General features: G+C 63.1%; 26 protein-coding genes. 8 read left to right on the forward strand and 18 right to left on the reverse strand.

Going from position 1 to position 22,444, the window contains the following annotated elements; translation table 11 throughout:
• Positions 1–12: 12 nt before the first annotated feature.
• Positions 13–1,419, reverse strand: coding sequence for a magnesium transporter (gene mgtE / locus OO12_RS05740; RefSeq protein WP_034157702.1), 1,407 nt, complete (start codon positions 1,417–1,419; stop codon positions 13–15).
• 195 nt (positions 1,420–1,614) lie between these two features.
• Here mgtE and OO12_RS05745 point away from each other — a divergent pair, with 195 nt between their 5' ends.
• Entirely contained in the window at positions 1,615–2,070 is a 456-nt protein-coding gene (locus OO12_RS05745) for a peptidylprolyl isomerase (RefSeq protein ID WP_034157703.1), read from the forward strand.
• Between the two features lie 48 nt (positions 2,071–2,118).
• Here OO12_RS05745 and OO12_RS05750 read toward each other — a convergent pair whose 3' ends face one another.
• Positions 2,119–3,003: a LysR substrate-binding domain-containing protein gene (locus tag OO12_RS05750; RefSeq protein ID WP_034157704.1), complete on the reverse strand. Its 885-nt coding sequence runs from the start codon at positions 3,001–3,003 to the stop codon at positions 2,119–2,121.
• Between the two features lie 352 nt (positions 3,004–3,355).
• On the opposite strand from OO12_RS05750, the gene OO12_RS05755 reads away from it, so the two are divergent.
• Together OO12_RS05755 and rarD are read left to right on the forward strand one after the other, a co-directional pair.
• Positions 3,356–5,650: a CDC48 family AAA ATPase gene (locus tag OO12_RS05755; protein ID WP_034157705.1), complete on the forward strand. Its 2,295-nt coding sequence runs from the start codon at positions 3,356–3,358 to the stop codon at positions 5,648–5,650.
• Positions 5,647–6,573 (forward strand): EamA family transporter RarD, encoded by a 927-nt coding sequence (rarD, locus tag OO12_RS05760; RefSeq protein ID WP_235364692.1) that lies wholly within the window; start codon positions 5,647–5,649, stop codon positions 6,571–6,573. The genes OO12_RS05755 and rarD overlap by 4 nt, the downstream gene beginning before the upstream one ends.
• On the opposite strand, the gene OO12_RS05765 is transcribed toward rarD, so the two are convergent.
• Both OO12_RS05765 and OO12_RS05770 read right to left on the reverse strand, forming a co-directional pair.
• Complete coding sequence (locus OO12_RS05765) at positions 6,570–7,829, reverse strand: MFS transporter (protein ID WP_082006389.1); 1,260 nt, start codon at positions 7,827–7,829, stop codon at positions 6,570–6,572. The two genes, rarD and OO12_RS05765, sit on opposite strands and share 4 nt — an antisense overlap.
• A 47-nt stretch (positions 7,830–7,876) precedes the next feature.
• Positions 7,877–8,200, reverse strand: a complete 324-nt coding sequence (locus OO12_RS05770) for an antibiotic biosynthesis monooxygenase family protein (protein WP_034157707.1) — start codon at positions 8,198–8,200, stop codon at positions 7,877–7,879.
• Positions 8,201–8,336: 136 nt separating this feature from the next.
• On the opposite strand from OO12_RS05770, the gene OO12_RS05775 reads away from it, so the two are divergent.
• Positions 8,337–8,951, forward strand: coding sequence for a class I SAM-dependent methyltransferase (locus tag OO12_RS05775; protein ID WP_034157965.1), 615 nt, complete (start codon positions 8,337–8,339; stop codon positions 8,949–8,951).
• Positions 8,952–9,021: 70 nt separating this feature from the next.
• Positions 9,022–11,166, forward strand: coding sequence for a transglycosylase domain-containing protein (locus OO12_RS05780; RefSeq protein WP_034157708.1), 2,145 nt, complete (start codon positions 9,022–9,024; stop codon positions 11,164–11,166).
• Here OO12_RS05780 and OO12_RS05785 read toward each other — a convergent pair.
• From OO12_RS05785 to OO12_RS05795, 3 genes are read right to left on the reverse strand one after another with little or no spacing between them, the layout of a single operon-like run.
• Positions 11,142–11,816, reverse strand: coding sequence for a M48 family metallopeptidase (locus tag OO12_RS05785; RefSeq protein WP_034157709.1), 675 nt, complete (start codon positions 11,814–11,816; stop codon positions 11,142–11,144). The two genes, OO12_RS05780 and OO12_RS05785, sit on opposite strands and share 25 nt — an antisense overlap.
• A 21-nt stretch (positions 11,817–11,837) precedes the next feature.
• Positions 11,838–12,272 (reverse strand): YcgN family cysteine cluster protein, encoded by a 435-nt coding sequence (locus OO12_RS05790; RefSeq protein ID WP_034157710.1) that lies wholly within the window; start codon positions 12,270–12,272, stop codon positions 11,838–11,840.
• 10 nt (positions 12,273–12,282) lie between these two features.
• Entirely contained in the window at positions 12,283–12,888 is a 606-nt protein-coding gene (locus OO12_RS05795) for an SCO family protein (RefSeq protein WP_034157711.1), read from the reverse strand.
• 84 nt (positions 12,889–12,972) lie between these two features.
• Between OO12_RS05795 and OO12_RS05800 the strand changes: the two genes are divergently transcribed.
• On the forward strand, positions 12,973–13,593 hold the full coding sequence (locus tag OO12_RS05800) for an ankyrin repeat domain-containing protein (RefSeq protein WP_034157712.1): 621 nt from the start codon (positions 12,973–12,975) through the stop codon (positions 13,591–13,593).
• An 18-nt stretch (positions 13,594–13,611) separates the two neighbouring features.
• Here the strand turns inward: OO12_RS05800 and OO12_RS05805 are convergent, their stop codons facing one another.
• From OO12_RS05805 to OO12_RS05855, 11 genes are all read right to left on the reverse strand, one after another.
• Positions 13,612–14,118, reverse strand: a complete 507-nt coding sequence (locus OO12_RS05805) for an MmcB family DNA repair protein (RefSeq protein WP_034157713.1) — start codon at positions 14,116–14,118, stop codon at positions 13,612–13,614.
• A 62-nt stretch (positions 14,119–14,180) separates the two neighbouring features.
• Complete coding sequence (locus tag OO12_RS05810; RefSeq protein ID WP_034157714.1) at positions 14,181–14,840, reverse strand: cell wall hydrolase; 660 nt, start codon at positions 14,838–14,840, stop codon at positions 14,181–14,183.
• Positions 14,841–14,994: 154 nt separating this feature from the next.
• Entirely contained in the window at positions 14,995–15,324 is a 330-nt protein-coding gene (locus OO12_RS05815) for a DUF1491 family protein (protein ID WP_327196000.1), read from the reverse strand.
• A gap of 8 nt (positions 15,325–15,332) precedes the next feature.
• A complete protein-coding gene (locus OO12_RS05820; RefSeq protein WP_034157966.1) occupies positions 15,333–15,797 on the reverse strand; it encodes a PaaI family thioesterase in 465 nt (154 codons plus the stop codon).
• Positions 15,787–16,254, reverse strand: coding sequence for a PTS sugar transporter subunit IIA (locus OO12_RS05825; protein ID WP_034157967.1), 468 nt, complete (start codon positions 16,252–16,254; stop codon positions 15,787–15,789). Before OO12_RS05825 ends, OO12_RS05820 begins: the two co-directional genes overlap by 11 nt.
• 156 nt (positions 16,255–16,410) lie before the next feature.
• Positions 16,411–17,013 carry a ribosome hibernation-promoting factor, HPF/YfiA family gene (gene hpf / locus OO12_RS05830; RefSeq protein WP_034157716.1) on the reverse strand — a complete coding sequence of 201 codons (603 nt, stop codon included), beginning with the start codon at positions 17,011–17,013 and terminating at the stop codon, positions 16,411–16,413.
• Positions 17,014–17,065: 52 nt separating this feature from the next.
• A complete protein-coding gene (gene dnaQ / locus OO12_RS05835) occupies positions 17,066–17,758 on the reverse strand; it encodes a DNA polymerase III subunit epsilon (RefSeq protein ID WP_034157717.1) in 693 nt (230 codons plus the stop codon).
• Positions 17,759–17,766: 8 nt separating this feature from the next.
• Complete coding sequence (gene coaE, locus OO12_RS05840; protein ID WP_034157718.1) at positions 17,767–18,360, reverse strand: dephospho-CoA kinase; 594 nt, start codon at positions 18,358–18,360, stop codon at positions 17,767–17,769.
• Positions 18,357–19,169: a shikimate dehydrogenase family protein gene (locus OO12_RS05845; protein WP_034157719.1), complete on the reverse strand. Its 813-nt coding sequence runs from the start codon at positions 19,167–19,169 to the stop codon at positions 18,357–18,359. Before OO12_RS05845 ends, coaE begins: the two co-directional genes overlap by 4 nt.
• Positions 19,166–19,762 carry a Maf family protein gene (locus OO12_RS05850; protein WP_082006366.1) on the reverse strand — a complete coding sequence of 199 codons (597 nt, stop codon included), beginning with the start codon at positions 19,760–19,762 and terminating at the stop codon, positions 19,166–19,168. Before OO12_RS05850 ends, OO12_RS05845 begins: the two co-directional genes overlap by 4 nt.
• On the reverse strand, positions 19,759–20,571 hold the full coding sequence (locus OO12_RS05855; RefSeq protein WP_443024548.1) for a pyruvate, water dikinase regulatory protein: 813 nt from the start codon (positions 20,569–20,571) through the stop codon (positions 19,759–19,761). The genes OO12_RS05850 and OO12_RS05855 overlap by 4 nt, the downstream gene beginning before the upstream one ends.
• 303 nt (positions 20,572–20,874) lie before the next feature.
• On the opposite strand from OO12_RS05855, the gene hemE reads away from it, so the two are divergent.
• Positions 20,875–21,909 (forward strand): uroporphyrinogen decarboxylase, encoded by a 1,035-nt coding sequence (gene hemE / locus OO12_RS05860; RefSeq protein WP_034157721.1) that lies wholly within the window; start codon positions 20,875–20,877, stop codon positions 21,907–21,909.
• Positions 21,909–22,376: a CopD family protein gene (locus tag OO12_RS05865; RefSeq protein WP_034157722.1), complete on the forward strand. Its 468-nt coding sequence runs from the start codon at positions 21,909–21,911 to the stop codon at positions 22,374–22,376. The genes hemE and OO12_RS05865 overlap by 1 nt, the downstream gene beginning before the upstream one ends.
• Positions 22,377–22,444: the final 68 nt, after the last annotated feature.

Consider the following 22,444-nt stretch of genomic DNA (forward strand, 5'->3'; position numbering starts at 1 on the left):
GGCGCGAAGCGGCTAGCCGCCAAGCCCCCACAGCGTGGCAAGGCCCAGGAAACAGAAGAATCCCATCACATCGGTCATCATCGTCACGAATACCGCCGACGAGACCGCCGGATCGACCCCGGCGCGCTCGAGGCTGACCGGAATCAGTACCCCCGACAGGCCGGCGACAAGATTGTTGATCACCATCGCCATGGCGATGACGATCGCCAGGTCGGATATGCCGAAGATCAGCCAGGTGCCCATGCCGATCAGAATGCCAAGCATCGCGCCATTGGCGGCCGCGATCCGGAATTCGCGCAGGATCATCCGTGCGGTGTTCGAACTGGTCAGCTGATTGGTCGCGAGCGCACGCACCACCACGGCCAGGGTCTGCGTACCGGCATTGCCGCCCATGCCCGAAACGATCGGCATCAGCACCGCGAGCAACGCGAATTTGGCGATCTCTCCCTGAAACAGCCCGACCACCGAGGCCGCCAGCATCGCCGTGCCGAGATTGACGACCAGCCAGGTGATGCGGGTGCGCACGGTCAGTGCGATCGGCTCGTTGATGTCGCCTTCGCCGGCGCCCGACAGGCGCAGAATATCCTCGCCGGCTTCTTCGGAAATAATATGGACGATGTCGTCGACCGTGATCATGCCGACCAGCCGCCCGCCCGCGTCGATCACCGCAGCGGAAATCAGCGCATATTTCTGAAAGCGCAGCGCAACCTCTTCCTGGTCCATATCGACCGGGACCAGCGTCTGTTCGCGCTTCATCACATCGCCGATCGAGACGGTACGCGGCGTGCGCAGGATCCACGACAGCTGGCACGTCCCGACCGGCTTGTGCCCCGGATCGACCACGAAGATTTCCCAGAAATCGGTCGTCAGTTCCTCATGGCCGCGCAGATAGTCGATCGCATCGCCGACGGTCCAATGTTCGGGCACCGCGATCAGTTCGCGCTGCATCAATCGGCCGGCCGATTCCTCCGGATAGGACAAAGCCTCTTCGATCGCGGCGCGATCGTCGGGGTCGAGCGCGCGGAGCACGGCGCGCTGGTCGTCCTCCTCCATGTCCTCGATGATTGCGACGGCGTCGTCGGTATCAAGTTCCGAAGCGATGTCGGCGACCTGAGTCGCACTGAGCGAATCGATCAGGTCCTCACGGACATAATCATTCATTTCGGCGAACACGTCGCCGTCGAGCAAATCGGTGATCGCCTTGGCCAGGTCGCCGCGGCGTTCGTTCGGGGTCAGTTCGAACAGATCGGCGATATCGGCGGGATGGAGCGGTTCGACCAGCGACCGTGCGGCTTCGTCGTCACCCGCTTCGACCGCATCGAGCACGGCACGGACGAATTCGGGCTTGAGCCGGTCATCCTCGTCGAGCTGGCCGGTTTCCAGCTCACCCTCGACGGAATTCAGGTCGGTCTCGTTCATGCTGGACCTCCCCTCTGGAAAACGGCCTGCCTAAACGGCGCGCCCGGTGTCATTGCCGTCTAACGCCGCCTTGCCATAATGCCAATCCAGCTGACGGGCTTTGTCGGCCGCGGCGGTACCGGTCGACGGCAGCGCCAATTTGCCAGCCGTGCCGCAGATCGCTAGGGCGCGGGTTTCCCCTTTCAGGAGCCCCCCATGGCCGATACCCCCGAAACCCTGACGCTGACGCTCGATGGCGGCACCGTGACGATCAAGCTTCGCCCCGACCTCGCCCCGCAGCATGTCGCGCGCATTGCCGAGCTTGCCAATGACGGCTTTTACGACGGCGTCGTGTTCCACCGGGTGATCCCGGGCTTCATGGCGCAGGGCGGCGACCCCACCGGCACCGGCATGCACGGATCGGACAAGCCGAACCTGCCGGCAGAATTCTCCAAGGAGCCGCATGTTCGCGGCACTTGCTCGATGGCGCGCGCGCAAAGCCCCAATTCGGCCAACAGCCAGTTCTTCATCTGCTTCGACGATGCCCGCTTCCTCGACGGCCAGTACACCGTATGGGGCGAAGTGACCAACGGCATGGAGCATGTCGATGCGCTGCCCAAGGGCGAGCCGCCGCGCGAACCCGGCAAGATCGTGTCGATGCGCGCCGAATAACAGAATTCCGGAACGGGGCCGCCACGCGGCCTGCCCCGTTCACGGCCCCTATTTCTCCGCGACCGCCTCGATCAGCCAGTCGTGAAACAGTTTGACCGGCCGCAGCGCGAGCGCGCGCGGGCGGCATACGAACCAGTAGCTATACGGGCTCTCGACCTCGATATCGAACAGCCGCACCAGCCGGTCGTCATGCGCATCCTCGAAATGGCTTTCGTGCATGAAGGCGATGCCGAGCCCCTGCGCGGCGGCCTCGAGCATCAGCGGCCCTGAATCGAAATGGTCGATCGCCAGCGGTTCGAGGTCGCCAAGCCCCGCCGCCTGGCGCCAGGCGCTGAACGTATCGGGCATGTCGCGATGGACCAGCGCGGTCAGCGTGCGGAACTGCGCCGGGTCAGTGACCGGATTGTCGCCCTCGATCAGCGCACGCGCGCCGATGACATAGACCGAATTGCGGTCGAGCCGCTTGGCATAGAGCCCGGGATCGATATCGCGCGCCAGCGCGATCACCGCATCGAGCCCATCGCCAAGCCGCAGCACACCGTGCCCGGCAGTATCGATATCGAGATGCAATTCGGGATGCTTCGCGCGCAATTCGGCGAGCTTTGGAAAGAGCCGCTGCGAAGCGAACAAGGGCAGGATGCCGAGCCGTAACCGCAACACGTCGCTGCCACTCATCATCGCCTCGACCGCATCCGACAGGCTGTCGATCGCCGGGGCGATCTGCGCGAGCAGCCGTTCGCCATCGGCATTGAGCACCACCGCCTGATGGCGACGGTCGAACAGGGGCTTGTCGATAAAACGTTCGAGCGCTTGCACACGCCGGCTGAGCGCCGGCGGCGACAGTGCCAGTTCGGCCGAAGCGGCCTTGATCGATCCCAGCCGCGCGACCTGAACAAAGGCCTCGATCGCGGTCAGGGGTGGCAATCTACGCATGAAAGCTCCGCTCGATTGTGCACTGCACCATATACCCCATACTCGAAACCTATCATCCCCCCTCGTAGTTTGGCTAGCAGTAGTTGCATGAAACGCATCTATCACTGCTCTTTTCGCACTTGCACAATAAACTGAGCCGGTGCAAAAAGACGGTGCCTTTCAGGCATCCTCTCCTAAAACTTTCAAGGCCGATCCTCCGGGGTCGGCCCTTTTTTTGTCTTTTCAATGGCTTGGTGGCCCACACCGCATGAAAAGCGTCGCACTCATGCCCGACGATCCCGCCTTAACTCTCGCATTGCCGGAACCTGCGCCCTATCTCTCGCGCTGAACAGCGCGTTTGCGAGGGAATCTCATGGCCGACAGCGAATCACCGGTCCACAAATTGCAAGTCGCCAATGCCCGACCCGAAGATAGCGGTCGTGGCCTGGCGCATATTCCGCGCGCCTTGATGGCCGCGCTCGGCCTCGCCGAAGGCGATGTGATCGAGATCGTCGGGAAATCCACCACGCCGGCGCGCGCCGTCGCGCCGTACCAGGAGGATGAGGGGCTCGAGATCATTCGGATCGACGGCTTGCAGCGCGCCAATGCCGGCGCGGGCGCAGGCGATTTCGTCGAAGTGCGCAAGGTCGAATCCAAGCCGGCCACTCGCGTCGTCTTTGCCCCCGCGCAGCAGAATCTTCGCCTCGAAGGCTCGTCCAACGCATTGAAGCGGACCTTTTTCGGCCGGCCGCTGTGCCAGGGCGATGTCGTAGCGACCGCCGGCCAGCAGCGCGTCGACAATATGCCGCCGGGCGTACAGCAATTCCTTCGCGCACCGGCCTATGCGTTGCAGGAGATCCGCCTGTCGGTGATCGCGACCAGCCCCAAGGGCGTGGTGCATGTCGATGAGAATACCGAAATCGAGCTGCGTCCCGAATATGAGGAGCCGAAGGAAGCGCGCCGCGCCGACGTCACCTATGACGATATTGGCGGCATGGGTCCGACGATCGACCAGTTGCGCGAAATGGTCGAGCTGCCGCTGCGCTATCCCGAGCTGTTCCAGCGCCTTGGCGTCGATCCGCCCAAGGGGGTGTTGCTGCATGGGCCGCCCGGTACCGGCAAGACGCGCCTGGCGCGTGCCGTCGCCAATGAAAGTGCCGCCGAATTCTTTCTGATCAATGGTCCAGAGATCATGGGATCCGCCTATGGCGAGTCCGAAAGCAAGCTGCGCCAGGTGTTCGAGGAAGCGGCCAAGGCTTCACCGTCGATCGTGTTCATCGACGAGATCGATTCGATCGCGCCGAAGCGCGGCCAGGTGTCGGGCGAAGCGGAAAAACGCCTGGTTGCCCAGCTGCTGACGCTAATGGACGGGCTGGAAGCGCGCGCCAATGTCGTGGTCATCGCCGCGACCAATCGCCCCGAAGCGATCGACGAGGCCTTGCGGCGGCCCGGTCGGTTCGACCGCGAGATCGTCGTCGGCGTGCCCGACGAACGCGGCCGCCGCGAGATACTCGGGATCCACACGCGCGGCATGCCGCTTGGCGACAAGGTCGATCTTGGTGAGCTTGCCCGCACCACTTATGGTTTCGTCGGTGCCGATCTCGCCGCGCTGGCGCGCGAGGCGGCGATCGAAGCGGTGCGCAAGATCATGCCGCGGCTTAACCTTGCCGAGGGCACGATTCCGCCCGAAGTGCTCGATACGCTGGCAGTGACGCGCGAGGATTTCCTCGATGCACTGAAACGCGTCCAGCCGAGCGCGATGCGCGAGGTGATGGTCGAGGCGCCACGCGTCCGCTGGGAGGATGTCGGCGGGCTCGACAAGGCGCAAATGCGGTTGAAGGAAGGTGTCGAGCTGCCGCTCAAGGATCCCGACGCATTCCGCCGCCTCGGCATCCGCCCGGCCAAGGGCTTCCTGCTCTACGGCCCGCCCGGCACCGGCAAGACCTTGCTCGCCAAGGCTGTCGCACGCGAGGCGGAGGCGAATTTCATCGCCACCAAATCGTCCGACCTGCTGAGCAAATGGTATGGCGAAAGCGAACAGCAGATCGCCAAACTGTTCAGCCGCGCGCGCCAGGTCGCGCCGTGCGTGATCTTCATCGACGAACTCGATTCGCTGGTCCCGGCACGCGGCGGCGGGCTGGGCGAGCCGCAAGTGACCGAACGCGTGGTCAACACCATCCTCGCGGAAATGGACGGGCTGGAGGAATTGCAATCGGTCGTGGTGATCGGGGCGACCAACCGGCCCAATCTGATCGACCCGGCCTTGCTTCGCCCTGGCCGGTTCGACGAGCTGATCTATGTCGGGGTGCCCGACAAGGATGGCCGCCGCCGCATCCTGGCGATCCAGACCGGCAAGATGCCGCTCGCCGATGACGTCGATCTCGATTCGCTCGCCGAACGGACCGATCGCTTCACTGGTGCGGATCTCGAGGATCTGGTGCGCCGTGCCGGCCTGGTCGCGCTGCGCCAGTCGCTCAGCATCACCCAGGTATCGATGGCGCATTTCGAGGAAGCGCTGGAGGAATCGCGTGCCTCGGTCACGCCGGACATGGAACGCGATTATGAGCAGATGGCCTCGCGGCTGAAGCAGGACGCCGCCGCGCTGCAGCCGATCGGCTTCATCTCGCCCGGCCAGTTGCATCCGCGCGGCCCGAAGGGAACCGATTGACCGACCATCCGCACCCTCCTTTGGCGGGATCGGTGACAGGCGGCAGGAAGATCAACCCCGGAATCGCATTCGGCATCGCAGCCTATGCGATCTGGGGCTTGCTGCCGAGCTTCATCAAGCTGCTCCATCCGCTGCCTGCGCCGGATATCCTCGCGCATCGTATCCTATGGTCGCTCTTGCTGCTCACGGTGCTGGCGGTGGGATTGCGTCATGGGCCAGCCTTGTACCGGATCGTACGGACGCCGCGTCTGCTGCTTGCGCTGAGCGCATCGGCATCGCTGATCGGCCTCAACTGGCTCTTCTACATCATCGCGGTGAATAGCGGCCATGTCGCCGAGGCGAGCCTTGGCTATTTCATCAATCCACTGGTCAATGTCGTGCTTGGCGTGGTGATCCTGCGCGAGCGGCTCGGCCGGATCGAAACCGTGGCGGTGTCGCTCGCCGGCGCAGCGGTCGCCTTTCTCGCCATCTGGCAAGGCGGCCTACCCTATATTCCACTGATCCTGGCCTTCACCTTCGCTTTTTATGGCCTGATCCGCAAGATGACTCCAGTCGACGCGCTCGACGGATTGCTGGTCGAAACGTCGATCCTTGCGCCGGCGGCGCTCGCCTGGCTGATGCTGGCGGGAACAACACTGACGACAGGGGGGCCGGGCTGGCCATTGCTGGCGGCGAGCGGTGTGGTGACGGCACTCCCCTTGCTGCTCTTCGCCGCCGCCGCGAAACGCATACGCTATTCCGACCTCGGGCTGCTGCAATATCTCTCACCAACCCTGCAGCTGACGCTCGCAGTGTTCGTCTATGGCGAAAAACTGCACGCGGCCCAGATTGCCGCCTTTGTGCTGATCTGGATCGCGCTGGCGATCTATGCCGTCGGCACGTCAATCCGCACGCGCCGGGCCGCTGCGGTCGTCGCCGATTAGGCCTCAGCCTCGTCCAGCATCGGCGGCGTTTTCAGGCTCCGCCAGGCGTAGAAGATCAGGATCAACAGCGCGGCACTCGCGGTCAGATAAGGCAGCGAATGCTGCGCCTCATAAAGTCCGACGCCGATCGACGGGCCTAGCACGAACGATGCGCCATTGACTGAGGTGACCTTGCCCGCAACCGACCCTTGGGCCTCCGGTCCGACGGCGAGCGACGATCCGGCGGTGAAGCCGGGTCGGATCAGGCCGAACCCGGCCGATGCGATCGCATAGGCAAGCGCAATGCCATAGAGCGAGTCGGCGACCCCGGTCAGCGCGGTTCCCACCGCGGCAATCAGCAAGCCGGCCAGCACCAGCCGCCGCGGCGTCAGGTTGAGCAGCGGGATCAGCCCCCATTGCACCAGCAGTGACGACCCCGCGCCCATCATCAGTACGATGCCGGTCGGCTGCAACGCCTCGATCGGCGCGACATGCAGGCGGTCGATCACGAGGAAGCCGATCGCCTGGCCGGTCATTGCCTGGGCATGGCCCATCACCAGGCCCATGATCATCCAGGCGCGGATCCGCGGGTCAGCATAGCCGACCCGTTCGCCCGAGACATGAGTCGCAGCAGTGACGCTCGCGCCGCTCGCTTGTCCGCCGATCGACGGATAGGCATTGGCCGCGCCATGAGTGCCCGGTTCCGCGATCAGGTCGTTGGGCAGCATCCGGCGTACCGCCAGGAAAATGCAGGCGCCGAACGCCGCGCCGAAATAGGCGGGGCCGGCCAGCCCGATATCGATTCCGCCGATATGGCCGAGCGTCAGATAGGGTGCGATCGCCGGCCCGAGGATAGTGCCAAGGCCGAACGCCGATCCGAGCAGCGTGAGCGCACGAGTCCGTTCTTCACGGCTCGTACGCCCCGCGACCAGCGCTTGCACGGCCGGCGGCGCCGCCGATCCGAAGCTGCCATAAATCAGCCGCCCGACGATGAAGGCGAGGAATGCCGCCGTGCCACCGATCCAGCCATTGATGCCCGCCGTCAGCATGACCCCGCACAGCAGCAGCGAAATGGTGAAACCACCGACCCCAAGCAGGATCATCGCGCGTCGCCCGTGGCGGTCGGAGCGGTTGGCCCAGAAGGGGGCGGAGATCACCCAAAGCAGCGCCGAAACCGAAAAAGCGGCGGCCACCGCACTGTCGGGGACCTTCAACGACCGGCCCAGCGCGGGCAGCACTGATTGCAGCGCGGTATTCCCCGCCGCGATGGTCAGCATGACGAGGAACAGCAGGATGAAGTCGCGGTTGACCGGCGTGCCGGCCTTCACGGTCGCGCCCAGGCGTAATTGCGCGCGACACGAGCGACGATCACTTCATAGCTTTCGTACCAGATCTCACGCCCGGTGTTGCGGATTGCGCTATGTTCCGGATTGGCACGCCATGCCAATGCGCTTTCCTCATCCGCCCAATAGCTGATCGTAATGCCCAGCCCTTCGGCCCCGCGCGTGCTGTCGATGCCACGATAGCCCGGCTGGCGCGCTGCCAGCTTTTCCATCGCCTCTGCCGCCTCGCCATATCCCGCATCGTCCGCATCGGTGCGGCGCGACAGGAAGATGACCGCGATCTGCCCGGTCCGGTCGTCGTGCATGCGCCTCGCTTAAGCGAATCCGAGGGGTGTGCAACCCTGGTTGGACACCATACGCAACCCGATCGCTTGAATGTTCGTTACAAGTTTGCGACGGGTGATCCAAACACACCGTCTTTCCTTTATGAACAGGATCATGATGCCAGCATCCACCGCCGCTCAACGCCGTCGGCGCCTTCGCGCCGCAGGCGTCCCCTCGCCCATGGGGATGTTCCTGCAAGGCTTTCTCAAGCATCCGGTGATGGTAGGGGCAATCTTCCCCTCGTCGGGCAAACTGGTCCGCAAAGTGCTGTCCAAGGTCGATTGGCAGAACACGAAATTGTTCGTCGAATATGGCCCCGGCGTCGGCACTTTCTGCCCGTCGGTGCTCGAGAAGCTTGGCCCCGACGCGAAATATATCGCAATCGACACCAATCCCGATTTCGTCCGCTATCTGCGCCATGAGATCGTCGATCCGCGTTTCACCGTGGTGCATGGATCGGCCGCCGATGTCCGTCAGATCATCACCGATCATGGCTTCGATCATGCCGATTATGTCCTGTCGGGCTTGCCCTTCTCGACCCTGCCCGCCGGTGTCGGGGACGCGATCGGGGCGGCCACCGCCGATGTGCTGCGGCCTGGCGGCGCCTTCCTGGTCTATCAATATTCGCCAAAATGCTATGATTTCATCGTGCCCTATATCCCGCGTGTCGAGCACACGATGGAATGGTGGAACCTGCCACCGGCTCAGCTCTACTGGGCATGGAAAGACTAGGCTGACGGATCAGAGCTTTCCCGTGGCGGCTTGTGAGCCGCATGATTAACGCGTAATCTCGGGCAGCTTCATGGCCACCAGATCCAAGCCCAAATTGTCCTCGCCCTGGCGTCGTCGGTTCGTCCGTACGCTGCAGGTGTTGGGCGTGCTCGCCTTTCTCGCGCTGATTGCCCTGGTCATCGCGGTCTATGTCGCGCGTTCGCAACTGCCCAGTTACGAGGAATTGAAATCCTCACCCAACGGGCAGATGATCCGCGTCCATGCCGCCGACGGGACGGTCATCGTGTCGCTTGGGCCGAGCTACGGCGAATGGCTGTCCTACGACAAGATTCCGGCGGTGATGCGCGATGCGATGGTCGCGGTCGAGGATCGCCGCTTCCGTTCGCATCCCGGCGTCGACCCCGTCGGCGTGTTGCGCGCGGTAAAACTCGCTTTGGCCAATCGCGGGACCGACAAAAGGCTGCAGGGCGCCTCGACCATCACGCAACAAGTCGCGCGCACGATCTTCCTGTCGAACAAATATGATTTCGGCCGCAAAGTGCGCGAGGCGATCCTCGCACTGGCCATCGAGCGCAAGTTCAGCAAGGATCAGATCCTCGAACTCTATCTCAACAAGGTTTATTTCGGCGGTGGCGCCTATGGCATCGATGCCGCATCGCGCCGCTTCTTCGGCCATGGTGCCGATACGCTGAACCTCAACGAAGCCGCTGTCATCGCCGGACTGGTCAAGGCCCCGTCACGCTATTCGCCGACCGCCGATGCGGAAGCGGCAATCAGTCGCGCCGGCGTGGTGATCAAGCTGATGCAGGAAACCGGCAAAATCAGCCCCGCCCAGGCGGCCGGCGCCAATCCATCGTCGGTTTCGCTTGCGCCCGAACCCAAGCAGAACAGCGTACGCTATTTCACTGACTGGGCCTTGCCGCAGCTCGAAGTGCTGATCGATGAGACGGAGCGTCCCCTGGAAGTGTGGACGACGCTCGATTTGAACATGCAGAGCGCCGCCGATTCGGCAATTCGCGCCAACGCGCCCAAAAATGCCCAGGGTGCATTGGTCACGATCGACCGCGACGGTGCGATCCGGGCGATGGTCGGCGGCACCGATTATGTCTCATCCAATTATAATCGCGCGACCCAGGCGGTGCGGCAGCCGGGATCGGCCTTCAAGCTGTTCGTCTATCTCGCCGCGCTTGAAGCGGGTCACAAGCCGGAAGACAAGCTGGTCGACGAACCGGTCACGATCAAGGGCTGGACCCCGCGCAACTCTTCGGGCGCCAATCGCGGCGAGATGACGCTGCGCACCGCCTTTGCCTATTCGGTCAATACCATCGCCGCGAAGCTCGGACTGGAAGTCGGTTTCAGCACGATCGCCGACATGGCGCGCCGCTTCGGCATCACCACCCCGGTCGATACCCATCCGGCGATGGTGCTCGGCACGTCCGACGTCCGCTTGATCGACATGACCCGGGCCTTTGCCAGCGTGGCGAACAAGGGCGTCGCGGTCGCCCCCTATGGCATCACCAAGGTCACCGCGCAGGGCGTGACGATCTACGCACAGCAAGTCGATCGCAGCCAGGTGCTGGTCGCGCCCTATGTCGCGGCACAGATGACCGACCTGCTGCAGACCGCGGTCAATACCGGCACCGGCAAGGCGGCCCAGATCGGCCGTCCCGTCGCGGGCAAGACCGGCACCACATCGTCGAACAAGGATGGCTGGTTCGTTGGTTTCTCCAGCGGACTGACCACTGGCGTATGGATGGGCCGCGACGATGCCAAGGTCGTGCCTGGCCTGCAGGGCGGCACCGCGCCGGCCCGGGCCTTTGCCGCCTTCATGAAGGTCGCCGTCGCCAATCGACCGGTGGAACAGTTTGAAACGCAGGTCACCTTGCCCGAATGGCAGCTCGAGCCGGATGAGGAATCCTATTTCGGCGAGGCTGATAACAGCCTGTTCGTCGATGCGGATGGCAACCCGGTCGAACCGGGCGCGGCACCCAATCCGGGTGATGGTTCTCAGGTCGATGCCGATGGTCAGCCCTTACCGCCGGGGCAGGGATCCGAAGCGAAGCCCGAACGGCTCGACCAGGACTGGATCGACCGCGTGCTCGATCGCAACCAGCCACCTCCGCGGCCAAATTCGGGTCCCAACAGAGCGCCCTCCGCGGCACCTCCACCGGAGGCACCGCGTGCGCGACCTCAGGAAAGCCGCCCGAACCAGTGAAGTGCGGCGCCGTTGGCGCGCAGCCATACACGCGATGCCGCCGGATCGCCTTCGGTCAACGCATCGGCCAGTGCGTGGAATTCGGGTCCATGGTGCATATACACGCGGTGCGCGACCTCATGCGCGACGGTCGATCGGCGCACGTACGCGGGCGCCAGGATCAGCCGCCAGCTATAACGAATGACGCCGGTCGAAGCGCAACTGCCCCAGCGCGCGCGCGGATCGCCGATCGCCACCCTGGTCACGCCAACCCCGGCGCGCGCGGCGAATTCGGCGGTTTCCACGCTCAGGATGCGCAACGCCTCCCGTTTCAGCCAGAGCTCGATCCGTCGCGACAAGCCATCGAGCGATCCGCCGCAGCGCAATAGCTGCCCATCCCGGACCACCCGGCGTGGGGCATCGGGGTGCCAGTCGATCGTCAAGGCCGCATCATCGACCGGAATCTCCGCACCGGGCGCGAATGGACGCGCTTGCGGCAGTTTCGCCCGTTGCGCTTCAACCCAACCGCTTTGCTCCTCGGCCCAACGCAGTGCCTCTTTCAAAGGCGCGCGCGGCGGCAAAGTCAGGCGAACGCGCCCGCTCGCCGGATCGACCGACAATTTGGCACGGCGCGCGCGGGCGTTGCGGATGACTTCGACCGATGCCGTCACAGCCCCTCCATCATAGCCACATCATAGGCGCCGATCGACGATATGATGCTCCAGTTCGCCCGCATCGACCTCCGAAATGGTCCAGCCGCGTACCGACTCCCCCGCACGATGCACCGCATCGCGATCGCCGCAGACCAGATAATGCCAGCGTGGCAGTGGCTCATCCGCTGCGCGCAGCCGATAGGCGCAGGTTTCCGGTAGCCAGTCGATGTCGTGCACATTGTCGCGCGTCAGCCGGACGCATTCGCTGACAAAGGCATGGCGATGACGATAATTGGAGCATTGTCCGCTTGATCGATCGAGCAGCTTGCATGCGACATTGGTCGGGATCAGCTCGCCGGTTTCTTCATCCTCGAGCTTGTGGATGCAGCATTTGCCACACCCGTCGCACAAAGCCTCCCACTGCCCACGGTCAAGCTGTTCGAGTGGCGTATCTTCCCAGAACGCGCCGCTCATATGACCCGTCTCATCGGGCCCAGCGCTTGATCTCGGCGGCGATCGCATCGGGTTTGCCATCCTGAGGCAGCAGCGCGAGCGGCTTGCCGTCCGCATCCATCAGATACGCCACGCGCGCATGGTCCATCAGATAACCGCCGCCCGGCGCCGGATCGCCCTTCTTGTAATAGATCGCAAATTCTTTCGCGACCTTGGCGATTGCCTCAGGGCTGCCGGTCAAACCGACCATGCGGGGATGAAAAGCGCTGACGAACTGTTTGAGAACCGGCGGCGTATCGCGTTCGGGGTCGACCGAAATGAAGATCGGCACGATCCGGGCGCCAAGCGTCGGATCGCTTTTTTCCAGCGCGCGCAGGCCGGCACCGAGATTCTGCACATCGACCGGGCAGACATCGGGGCAGAAAGTATAGCCAAAATAGACGATACGATACTTACCCTTGAAGCTGGTGTCGCTGACCTGACGCCCGTCCTGGTCGGTCAGCGTGAAGGGTCCACCGATGGTCGCGCCTTCGAGCGGGGCGCGTGCCGGTGCGGATGGCGAACAGGCGACGGGGAGGGTCGCGATCAGGAGCGCGGCGGCGGCGCGGGCGATCAGTTTCATAGCGTGGCCAGCCATGATCTGTTAAGGCGATGCGCGCAAGTTGGGTTGATTGCCCATCGCCGCATTACATCACCGTATAACAAGGGTCGGCACGACACGATGACCGTTCGTTTGAAGCAGATCGCGCTGGCCGCCGCCGCATCCCTCATGACCATTGCCGTCATGGCCACCGGCACCGCGCACGCGCAGCAGCAATCCGAAAGCTATAAATTTCTGCAAGCCGTGCGCGACAGCAAGGGCGACGACGTGCTGAAGATGCTGAACCAGCCGGGTAGCCGCATCATCAACACGCGCGATATCGGGACTCGCGAGGGCGCGCTCCACATCGTCGTCAAGCGCGGGGATGCGGTGTATCTGCGCTTCCTGTTGCAGCAACAGGCCGATCCGAATTTGCGTGATGGCGACGGGAACACGCCCCTGGCGCTCGCCGTGAATGGCGGTCAGCCTGCGCTGGTCGATATCCTGATCGCGGCCAAGGCCAATGTGAATCTCGGCAATTCACGCGGCGAGACGCCGTTGATCCTCGCGGTTCAGCGCCGCGACGTGGCCACGGCCCGCAGCTTGATCGCCGCCGGCGCCGACCCCGATCAGCCCGACCTGCTCGCTGGCATGTCGGCGCGGGATTATGCGCATGACGATAAGAGGTCGCAGATCATGGCTAAACTGATCGACGAAACGCCGAAAAAGCCACGTCAGGCAGTTTCAGGGCCGAAACTCTGAACCGCCAGCGCAACATGCTCAGGCTATAATCTCGGCCTCAGGGTCGATCACGCCGATCAGCCGTCGCGCCGCACGACGCGCGAACGCCAATGTGCAGCGCTTGCGCGTCGCGGCGGAAAGTGGGTCGGTATGCGCTTCGCGCACGATCGCCGCATCATAGCGATCGGCGATGATGATTCCGGTTCGCTCGGGCAGAAATGCCGCTCCATCAAGTGGCGTCACGTCGAAACCCGCCGGGAGCGCCCAGTAGAAACGGTCGCAGCAACCGAGATAATCGGTCCATTTGCCGTCGCCGAGCAAATCGGCACGCGATACCTTGATCTCGACGATGATAATCTGGCCACGTGAATCGATCGCCATCAGATCGGCACGGCGGCCGCCATCGAGCGATACCTCGCTCATCGCGACAAGATCGTGCCGCAACAGCATCCGTGTCGTGCCGCGTGCGACATCGGCGGCACACAGCCCAGGGTCAGGGGCGGATCCGGAGGCGTCGATACAGGAATCGGGAGGACGCTGCAGCATCCTCCCGATCTAGAACATTAAGCGAACGGAATAAAGCCCCAAGGGCTTTGCCTCAGTACGCCTCAGCGATAGAAAACATGGTTTCCGATCGATGCGACCTTGCTCATCCGCCAGCCCGGCGCGACGCGGCGAGCATGGAAATAGAGCGCATTGGCAGCGGGGCTGTCCCAATGATCAGCCATGGCGACCTGCGCCACGGCGACCGCGGTGCGGAACTGTTTATTGTTGGCAACCGCCGGAATATGACCACCACGCACGAACGAGAATTGTCCGCGCTGAGTCACGACCGAGCAGACCGACTTCGGAAAGCGCCCGGACTTGGTGCGGTTGAGGATGACTTCGGCAACGGCGAGCTGACCGGCAAGCGGCTCGCTCTTGGATTCGAAATAGATCGCGCTGGCCATGCAGCGGAGATCGCCGTCGATGGTCGCGGGTGCGTCCTGGTCGGCAACGGCGGCATCAAGGCTCGCATACTCAACATCATCGGTCGTGACGACGGGCGCAGAATCTTGGGCAGCGGTGGCGGGAGCGGCAGGAATGGAGTCTGGCGCAGATTGGGGCGCGGTGGCCGGAATCTGAGCAGGCAATGGAACCGGAATGAGCGACGATACGTTTATCGTGCGGTCCAGTTCAAAGGCGAAGCCCGGGGTGCTGACGCCGATAAGTCCGGCGATTCCGAGCGACATCGCCGCGAGAGTGGCGGCGCGTTGAAAAAACGACATTCAATCTTCGAACTATGCGGTTGGTGCGCGGAACAACCGGCTCGAATGGAGCGATCGTCCGGGCTGCCCCCCGACTGCGTAATCGAACGGATCGCACCCGCATCGACACAACGCATTGACAGTGGAGACGCTATCTTTGTGCGGCGCAACAATGTCAATCGTCGAGGATCGTTTCAGCGGCGAACCGTTCCGCGAACGGGGTATCCAGTTCGATAACCCATAAATCCGGATCTCGCGATCGCCGCCGTTTCCAATAAGCCGTTATTTCCGATGGATTATCAATTACTTGTCGTGCTGACTCAATCAGCGTAACGGCGCCCTCGGGCCCGATCCCTCGTTCCAATATGCGAGGATTTTGCCCATTTTCCAACGCGATGATCAGTATCGCGCCAGCCTGATCATTGCCCCTGGCGAGCATCATGCCGATCCCCCCGGCATCGTTCACCCGGCGCAGCAACGCGCTGACCAGGACGCCGCTGGGCAAGCGCCCACTCATGAAGTGGCGCGATATCCGGGCAGGCTGGCGAGCGGGACCTGCGACCGCATGAAGGTGCCAGTGCCCCGTGCCGCCTCTTCCCCATCGGCATCGATCAGCCGCGCTTCAGCCACGAAAACACGGCGCTGGCCGCTGACCCAACGCCCCTCCGCCGTGACCGGACCGGCCTTGAGCGGACGCGTGAACAACAGATTGAAGGCAGTGGTGAGCAGAAAACGGTCAGTGACCAGGCTGTTCGCGGCATAGAAGGCCGCGTCGTCGAGCATTTTGAAATAGCTCGTGCCGTGCGCTGCGCCAGCGGCATGATAATAACGCTCGTCGATCAGGAAATGGATGCGCGCGAAACCGCTTTCCGGGATTTTCAGCGTTGAATCGAACAAGCGGTTGATCGGTGCCGCGGCGTATAGTGCCTCAAGGGCTCGAAAATGCGCTTCGGCCCCGCTCGCGGCTTCAGGCGGCATCACGCGCTTCATCCTGTGTGAACAAGGCGTAGAGCGCATCGGGCGAACCCGCACCGCGCAGCTTGGCGAGAAAGTCGCGATCACGCAGCCGCCGCGACACCCGCGCCAATGCTTTTAAATGCGCGGCGCCAGCGTCTGGCGGCGAGAGCAGTACGAATATCAGATCGACGGGAAGGTCGTCGATCGCCTGGAATTCGACCGGCTGCGCAACGCGCGCGAACAAGCCAATCACCTGCGGCAAGCCGGCAAGCTTGCCGTGTGGAATGGCGACGCCACCGCCAAAGCCGGTCGATCCCAGCTTCTCGCGCCCGATCAGCGCATCAGCGACGAGCTTGCCATCGAGCCCATGAATATCGGCCAGCATCGCCGCAAGTTGCTGCAGCAACGCCTTTTTGGTCCCTGCGGCCACCCCCTGGACCACGGTCTCGGGCAGCAGCAGATCGCTGAAATCGGTCATCATCGTCCCTGAAATCGCCCCCGCGTTGGCGCGCCCATAGCGCCGAACGCGGTTTGGTGAAAGTCGCTCAGAATCTGATTGAAGGCGGTGCCGGCCAGGAAAGGACCGCGCCGGCACCGTCGCAATGCGCAAAGTGGCGCATTCTCAAACAGACTCTCAGGCCGAACGGTGCGGCTCGACCCAGCCGATCGTCCCGTCGCCGCGGCGATAGACCATATTATACGCCCCCGATCCGCTATTCTTGAACAACAGGGCCGTGGTGTTACGCAAATCGAGCATCATCACTGCGTCGGAGACGCTGGCATCGGGCACATCGACGCGAGTTTCGGCAATGATCAGCGGGAAGTCCGCTGCCTCCACCTCTTCGTCGTTTTCACGGAACACGGTATAGCCGGCATTGTCGTAGGCGCCGTTCGCCGCGCCATCATTCTCCGCCGCGCCGTTCGCCGCACCAGCGGAATGGCGATCTTTCAGACGCCGCATATAACGGCGCAACTGCTTTTCGATCTTGTCGGCCGCGCCGTCGAACGAGACATGGGCGTCCTTGCCGTTGTTCGTGCCCTTGAGCACCAGGCCATGCATCACATGCGCGACGATATCGCAGGTGAAGCCATTATCGTGCGGGCCCTTGCCGAAAGTGACATGCGCCGAGATCGCGCGCGCGAAATATTTCGTGGCAATGCCCTGGAGTCGATCTTCGACATGGCTTTTCAGCGCTTTGCCGGTGTCGACCTGATGGCCCGATACTCGGATTTCCATGAGCATTCTCCTTATTGGGGGCCACCCAATCTGGGCAGGCTCCGTTACCGCGTCAACCTGACGCCTCGAGACGCCAAAGCGGATTGGCGATCTTTTCGATAAACGCTGCGTGGCGAGCAAGTTCCGCCTCGCTCGGTTCAAAAATCCGCGGCGGGCGCACGACGGCCGGCGCTGCAACAGGTGTGAAGCTGATCTGTTCCTCAACCGTTTCGGTGACCAGGGTCAGCCCGATCTGGCGCCCACCGGTCAGTTCGACATAGACTTGCGAGAGCAATTGCGCGTCGAGCAAAGCGCCGTGCAGCACACGATGGCTGCGATCGATGCCATAGCGGCTGCACAGAGCGTCGAGGCTGTGCTTGGCGCCGGGATGTCGCGTCCGCGCCATCGCCACAGTATCGATCATCCGCCCCAGATCGATCGGCATCCGCCCCGCCCGCGACAATTCGCCATTGAGGAAGCCGAAATCGAACCCGGCATTGTGCGCGATCAAGGGGCTGTCACCGAGAAACTCGAGCAGCGCCTCGGCCTGATGCGGAAAGAGCGGCTTGTCGGCGAGAAAACTGTCGCCCAGCCCGTGAATCCGCTGGGCTTCGGGCGGCATCGCACGCTCGGGATTGAAATAGGCATGAAAGGTGCGGCCAGTTTCGACTCGGTTGACGATCTCGACACAACCGATCTCGACCATCCGGTCGCCATTGTCGAAGCTGAAGCCGGTGGTTTCGGTGTCGAAGACGATTTCGCGCATGCCGGTGATTATCTGCCTTCAGAGCCGATCAGGCAAGCGATCACCGCATCGACCGCAGCACGCGTCTCGCCGAGAGAACCGCCCGTCGGAATGACGAAATCGGCGCGTGCCCGCTTCTCCGCATCCGGCAGCTGACGCGCAAGAATCGCATCGAGTCGCGCAGCGTGCATGCCGGGGCGGGCAAGCACCCGAGCACGCTGCACATCGGCCGGCGCACTGACCACCACCACCTTGTCGACCCTGGTTTCGCCACCGGTTTCGAACAACAGGGGTATATCGAACACGATCAGCGGCGCGGCCTTGTTTTCAGCCAGAAAGACGGCGCGATCTTCCCCAACTGCGGGATGAACCAGCGCCTCGAGTCGCTTAAGCGCCGCCGGATCGCCAAGCACCGCCTCTCCCAACCGCGTCCGATCGACCCCCTCCGCGCTGGTGGTGCCCGGAAACATCGCCTCGATCGGGACGACCAGCCGTCCATCCTTACCCTGCAGCCGATGGACTGCCGCATCGGCATCGAACACCGGCACGCCGCGATCCGCGAACATCGCCGCGACGGTCGATTTGCCCATGCCGATCGACCCGGTCAGCCCGATGACGATCATGACGTCAGCAGATCTCGCAGCTCATCGTCGCGGTCGCGCGGCGGCTCCGCCCCGAACAGCAATTCGAACGCCAGCGCGGCCTGACCAATCAGCATGTCGAGCCCATCAACCGTGTCGAGATCGCGATCCCGCGCCGCGGCGAGTAAAGACGTTTCGAGCGGTGCATAGACGATGTCATAGACCAGCGAGTCGTCCGGCAACGGAGTCAGATCGACCTCAAGCGATGGCTGTCCGACCATGCCCAATGCGCTGGTATTGACCAGCAACGCCGCGGGCGGGATTGCACTGCCCAAAGGCAGAGCATTGCCCTTGAGCCCGAATGACGAGAGCAGCGCCGCAGCCTTGAGGACATTGCGGTTGAGGATCGTCACCGGCCCGACACCGAGTCGGGCCAGCGCGAACAGCACCGCCCGCGCGGCGCCGCCTGCGCCGATCACCACCACAGGTTTGCCGGTCAGGTCGAGTCCGGAGATCGGTGCATAGAATCCGCCGGCATCGGTATTGGTGCCGATCACCGCTCCATCCTCCACACGTAGCGCGAGGTTGATCGCGCCGATCGTATCACGCACGCCGCCGCGATCCTCGATCAGTTCGAGAGCTGCCTGCTTGTGCGGAAGCGTGATGTTGCACCCTCGCCAGAGCGGATCGGCACGGCGTGAGGTGAAATAGGCCGGCAGATCCTCCGGCACGACGCGGTGCGCGCGATATTCGGCATCGATGCCAAGCTCTTCGATCCAGAAACCGTGAATCAGCGGCGATTTGGATTGGGCAATCGGATCGCCGATCACCTCGGCATAAGGTTTCGTCATGCCGGCAAGACCCCCCGAACTCTGAGATAATCAAGCACCGGCAATAATGGCATGCCGAGTACGGTGAACTGGCTGCCCTCGATCCGGCTGAACAGTTGCGCACCGGGACCTTCGATCCGGTAACAACCGACACAACCGGAGATCGCCGGCCATTCGGCATCAAGATAGGTTTCGATGAACGCCTCGGACAAGGGCCGGACGTGCATCTTCGCGCGGTCGACGATTCGCCAGATCGCGCGGCCCTGTTCGGCCATCACTGCGGCACTAACCAGTTCATGCCGTTTGCCCGACAGGCGGCGCAAATGCTCCGCAGCCTGTGCACGATCGACCGGCTTGTCGAGCATCGTGCCGTCCTCGAGCGCAACGATCGAGTCGCTGCCCAGCACCAGCGCTTCGCTATCGCGCTGCGACACTTTCAACGCCTTCAGTTCGGCCAGCGCGTCGGCCATGTCACGTGCGGCCAATCCCTCGCTGGCAAAGGCCGCCTTGGCACTTTCTTCATCGACGCCTGCCGCGAGCGCTTCGAACGGCACGCCGGCCGCGGTCAGCATTGCGCGGCGCGACGCGCTTTGCGACGCGAGGACCAACCTCATGCCGCACCGTCCCGTTCACTGACCAGCGCAATGATTGCCGCCGCCGTTTCCTCAATCGAACGCCGCGTGACGTCGATCACGGGCCAGCCATTGTCGGCAAACATCCGCCGCGCAAAGGCAACCTCGCGCGTCACAGCCTCCTGATTCACATAATCGGTTTCAGGTGCCTGGTTGAGCGACAACAAGCGATTGCGCCGCACCTGGATCAGCCGATCGGCGCTGGTCGTCAGGCCCACCACCAACGGATGCTTCAGCGAATAAAGCGCGTCCGGGGGTGGCGATTCCACCACGATCGGAATATTGGCGGTCTTGAAGCCGCGGTTGGCGAGATAGATTGAGGTCGGCGTCTTCGACGATCGCGAAACGCCAGCGAGCACGATGTCGGCCTCCTCCCAATTCTCCCAGCCGATGCCGTCGTCATGCGCCATGGTGAACTGGATCGCGTCGACGCGCGCGAAATAGGCGGCATCAAGCGCATGCTGCCGGCCTGGCCGCGCCTTTGCTTGCTGCCCGAGCAGCCCCGACAGCGCGTCATTGACCGAATCGAGCGGCGCTACCGCCGGCAAGCCAAGCGCACGGCATCGCGCTTCGAGCGTCCGCCGTGTCGTGCTGTTGACCAGCGTGAAGATCACCAGTCCCGGATTCTGCGCGATCTCCTGCAGGATCCGCTCAAGATGCGCCTCGGTGCGGACCATTGGCCAGAAGTGACGGATCGTCTCGACATCGTCATATTGCGCCAGCGCCGCCTTGGCGATGTTCTCCAGCGTCTCGCCGGTGGAATCGGACAGGAGATGGAGATGCAACCGCATCAGCTGGGCAAGTCTGTGGACAACATGACTCGAATCGGTAGCGGAACTTCGCCGATGCGAAAAGGCGGTGTGGGCCTGCGGATAAGTCGCACTTTGTCCACAATCTCATCGACAGGCGGTGATTCCCCCCACAGCCTGTGGATAAGGGGGACAAATTGTCCGACTCAGCGCCGCGGCGTGAGACTCGCGACGTCAAGCTGTTGGCATTTTCGGGACGACCGCATAAGCCCCGGCATCCACCTGCCAATCACTTCAATCACCTCTTAGATTCTTAAATCTATATAGAAGAAGGAATGCCCGGCGTTGACCGATGCCCCGGTTTCCAAACCTCTGCTTGCCACGCTGAAGGGCGCAAAATTACCGGTTCCGCCGGTCTGGCTGATGCGTCAGGCAGGGCGGTATCTGCCTGAATATCGCGCGCTTAGAGCGGAAAAGGGCGGATTCCTCGCGCTCGCGACCGATCCTGAATCCGCCGCTGAGGTGACGTTACAACCGATCCGGCGTTTTGGCTTCGACGGCGCAATCCTGTTTTCCGATATCCTGATGATTCCCTGGGCGCTGGGACAGGATCTGAGCTTCGGAGTCGGAGAAGGGCCCCGATTGGAGCCGGCACTGGTTGATCATGCTCTGACGGGCCTGAAAACGGCTCCTGAGCGCCTCGAACCGGTCTATGCGACCGTTGCCCGTGTCGCGGCATCGCTGGCGCCCGAAACGACCTTTCTCGGCTTTGCCGGCAGTCCCTGGACCGTCGCCACTTATATGGTCGCAGGCCATGGTAGCCGCGACCAAGGCGAAACACGCCGCTTCGCGTATGGCGACGAAGCCGCTTTCGGCATGATCATCGATGCGATCGCCGAAATGACAATCGAGTATCTCTCGCGCCAGATCAGTGCAGGGGTCGACGCCGTCCAGCTGTTCGACAGCTGGTCGGGCAGCCTGTCGCCGGCGCAATTCGAGCGCTGGGTGATCGCGCCGACCGCACAAATCGTTGCGGCGTTGCACGATCGTCACCCGGATACGCCGGTGATCGGCTTTCCCAAGGGTGCCGGCGGGAAACTCCCTGCCTATGCCCGGGAGACCGGTGTCGATGCGCTTGGGCTTGATGAAACCGTCGATCCATTCTGGGCAGCGGCATCACTGCCGCGGGCTTTGCCGGTGCAGGGCAATCTCGATCCGCTGGTGCTGATTGCCGGCGGTGCTGCCCAGGATGCGGCGGCGGCGCGCATTCTTGAAGCCTTTGCCGATCGGCCGCATATCTTCAACCTCGGCCATGGCATCCTGCAGGATACGCCGATCGCTCATGTCGAGCAGCTGCTCGCTTTCGTTCGGAGACCGTGATGATCGATATGCTCGGCAGCGCCTACCCTTGGGTCAAGGCGGCGCACATCATCTTCGTGATCTTCTGGATGGCGGGCATGTTCATGCTGCCGCGCTATCTCGTCTATCATCAGGAGGCCCTGGAAAGGATGGGCGCGGACTCGGCGGAAGTGCAGAGCTGGATCGAGCGTGAGGCCAAGCTGCGCAAGATGATCCTGAGCCCATCGATGATCCTGGTGTGGGTGCTTGGATTGACGCTGGCGGCCAATCTCGGTTTGTTTTCGGGGACGCCGGGGCTTGGTTGGCTCCATGCCAAGCTCTTCCTGGTGGTTGTGCTCAGCGGTTATCATGGCTGGGCAGTCGGCTATGCGAAGAAGCTTGCCGCGGGCAAGCCGACTTTCACTGGCAGGCAATTGCGCATGCTCAATGAATTGCCGGCGATTCTGGTCACGCTGATCGTCGTACTGGTTATCGTTCGTCCCTTCTGAACGACTTGACTTGAGCGGGGTGCGCACCTAGTTCCGCTGTTAGCCAGTGCGCGTTCCTGCCGTGCTGG

Origin of the sequence: Sphingomonas sp. ERG5 (assembly GCF_000803065.1) — a bacterium.
Taxonomy (GTDB): domain Bacteria; phylum Pseudomonadota; class Alphaproteobacteria; order Sphingomonadales; family Sphingomonadaceae; genus Sphingomonas.

Bases quoted from the DNA above. Each gene is read 5' to 3' on its own strand.
- mgtE (WP_034157702.1), bottom strand. From the start codon at position 1,419: ATGAACGAGACCGACCTGAATTCCGTCGAGGGTGAGCTGGAAACCGGC.
- OO12_RS05745 (WP_034157703.1), top strand. From the start codon at position 1,615: ATGGCCGATACCCCCGAAACCCTGACGCTGACGCTCGATGGCGGCACC.
- OO12_RS05750 (WP_034157704.1), bottom strand. From the start codon at position 3,003: ATGCGTAGATTGCCACCCCTGACCGCGATCGAGGCCTTTGTTCAGGTC.
- OO12_RS05755 (WP_034157705.1), top strand. From the start codon at position 3,356: ATGGCCGACAGCGAATCACCGGTCCACAAATTGCAAGTCGCCAATGCC.
- OO12_RS05765 (WP_082006389.1), bottom strand. From the start codon at position 7,829: ATGCTGACCATCGCGGCGGGGAATACCGCGCTGCAATCAGTGCTGCCC.
- OO12_RS05770 (WP_034157707.1), bottom strand. From the start codon at position 8,200: ATGCACGACGACCGGACCGGGCAGATCGCGGTCATCTTCCTGTCGCGC.
- OO12_RS05775 (WP_034157965.1), top strand. From the start codon at position 8,337: ATGCCAGCATCCACCGCCGCTCAACGCCGTCGGCGCCTTCGCGCCGCA.
- OO12_RS05780 (WP_034157708.1), top strand. From the start codon at position 9,022: ATGGCCACCAGATCCAAGCCCAAATTGTCCTCGCCCTGGCGTCGTCGG.
- OO12_RS05790 (WP_034157710.1), bottom strand. From the start codon at position 12,272: ATGAGCGGCGCGTTCTGGGAAGATACGCCACTCGAACAGCTTGACCGT.
- OO12_RS05795 (WP_034157711.1), bottom strand. From the start codon at position 12,888: ATGGCTGGCCACGCTATGAAACTGATCGCCCGCGCCGCCGCCGCGCTC.
- OO12_RS05800 (WP_034157712.1), top strand. From the start codon at position 12,973: ATGACCGTTCGTTTGAAGCAGATCGCGCTGGCCGCCGCCGCATCCCTC.
- OO12_RS05805 (WP_034157713.1), bottom strand. From the start codon at position 14,118: ATGCTGCAGCGTCCTCCCGATTCCTGTATCGACGCCTCCGGATCCGCC.
- OO12_RS05810 (WP_034157714.1), bottom strand. From the start codon at position 14,840: ATGTCGTTTTTTCAACGCGCCGCCACTCTCGCGGCGATGTCGCTCGGA.
- OO12_RS05820 (WP_034157966.1), bottom strand. From the start codon at position 15,797: ATGCCGCCTGAAGCCGCGAGCGGGGCCGAAGCGCATTTTCGAGCCCTT.
- OO12_RS05825 (WP_034157967.1), bottom strand. From the start codon at position 16,254: ATGACCGATTTCAGCGATCTGCTGCTGCCCGAGACCGTGGTCCAGGGG.
- hpf (WP_034157716.1), bottom strand. From the start codon at position 17,013: ATGGAAATCCGAGTATCGGGCCATCAGGTCGACACCGGCAAAGCGCTG.
- dnaQ (WP_034157717.1), bottom strand. From the start codon at position 17,758: ATGCGCGAAATCGTCTTCGACACCGAAACCACCGGCTTCAGCTTCGAC.
- coaE (WP_034157718.1), bottom strand. From the start codon at position 18,360: ATGATCGTCATCGGGCTGACCGGGTCGATCGGCATGGGCAAATCGACC.
- OO12_RS05845 (WP_034157719.1), bottom strand. From the start codon at position 19,169: ATGACGAAACCTTATGCCGAGGTGATCGGCGATCCGATTGCCCAATCC.
- OO12_RS05850 (WP_082006366.1), bottom strand. From the start codon at position 19,762: ATGAGGTTGGTCCTCGCGTCGCAAAGCGCGTCGCGCCGCGCAATGCTG.
- OO12_RS05855 (WP_443024548.1), bottom strand. From the start codon at position 20,571: ATGCGGTTGCATCTCCATCTCCTGTCCGATTCCACCGGCGAGACGCTG.
- OO12_RS05865 (WP_034157722.1), top strand. From the start codon at position 21,909: ATGATCGATATGCTCGGCAGCGCCTACCCTTGGGTCAAGGCGGCGCAC.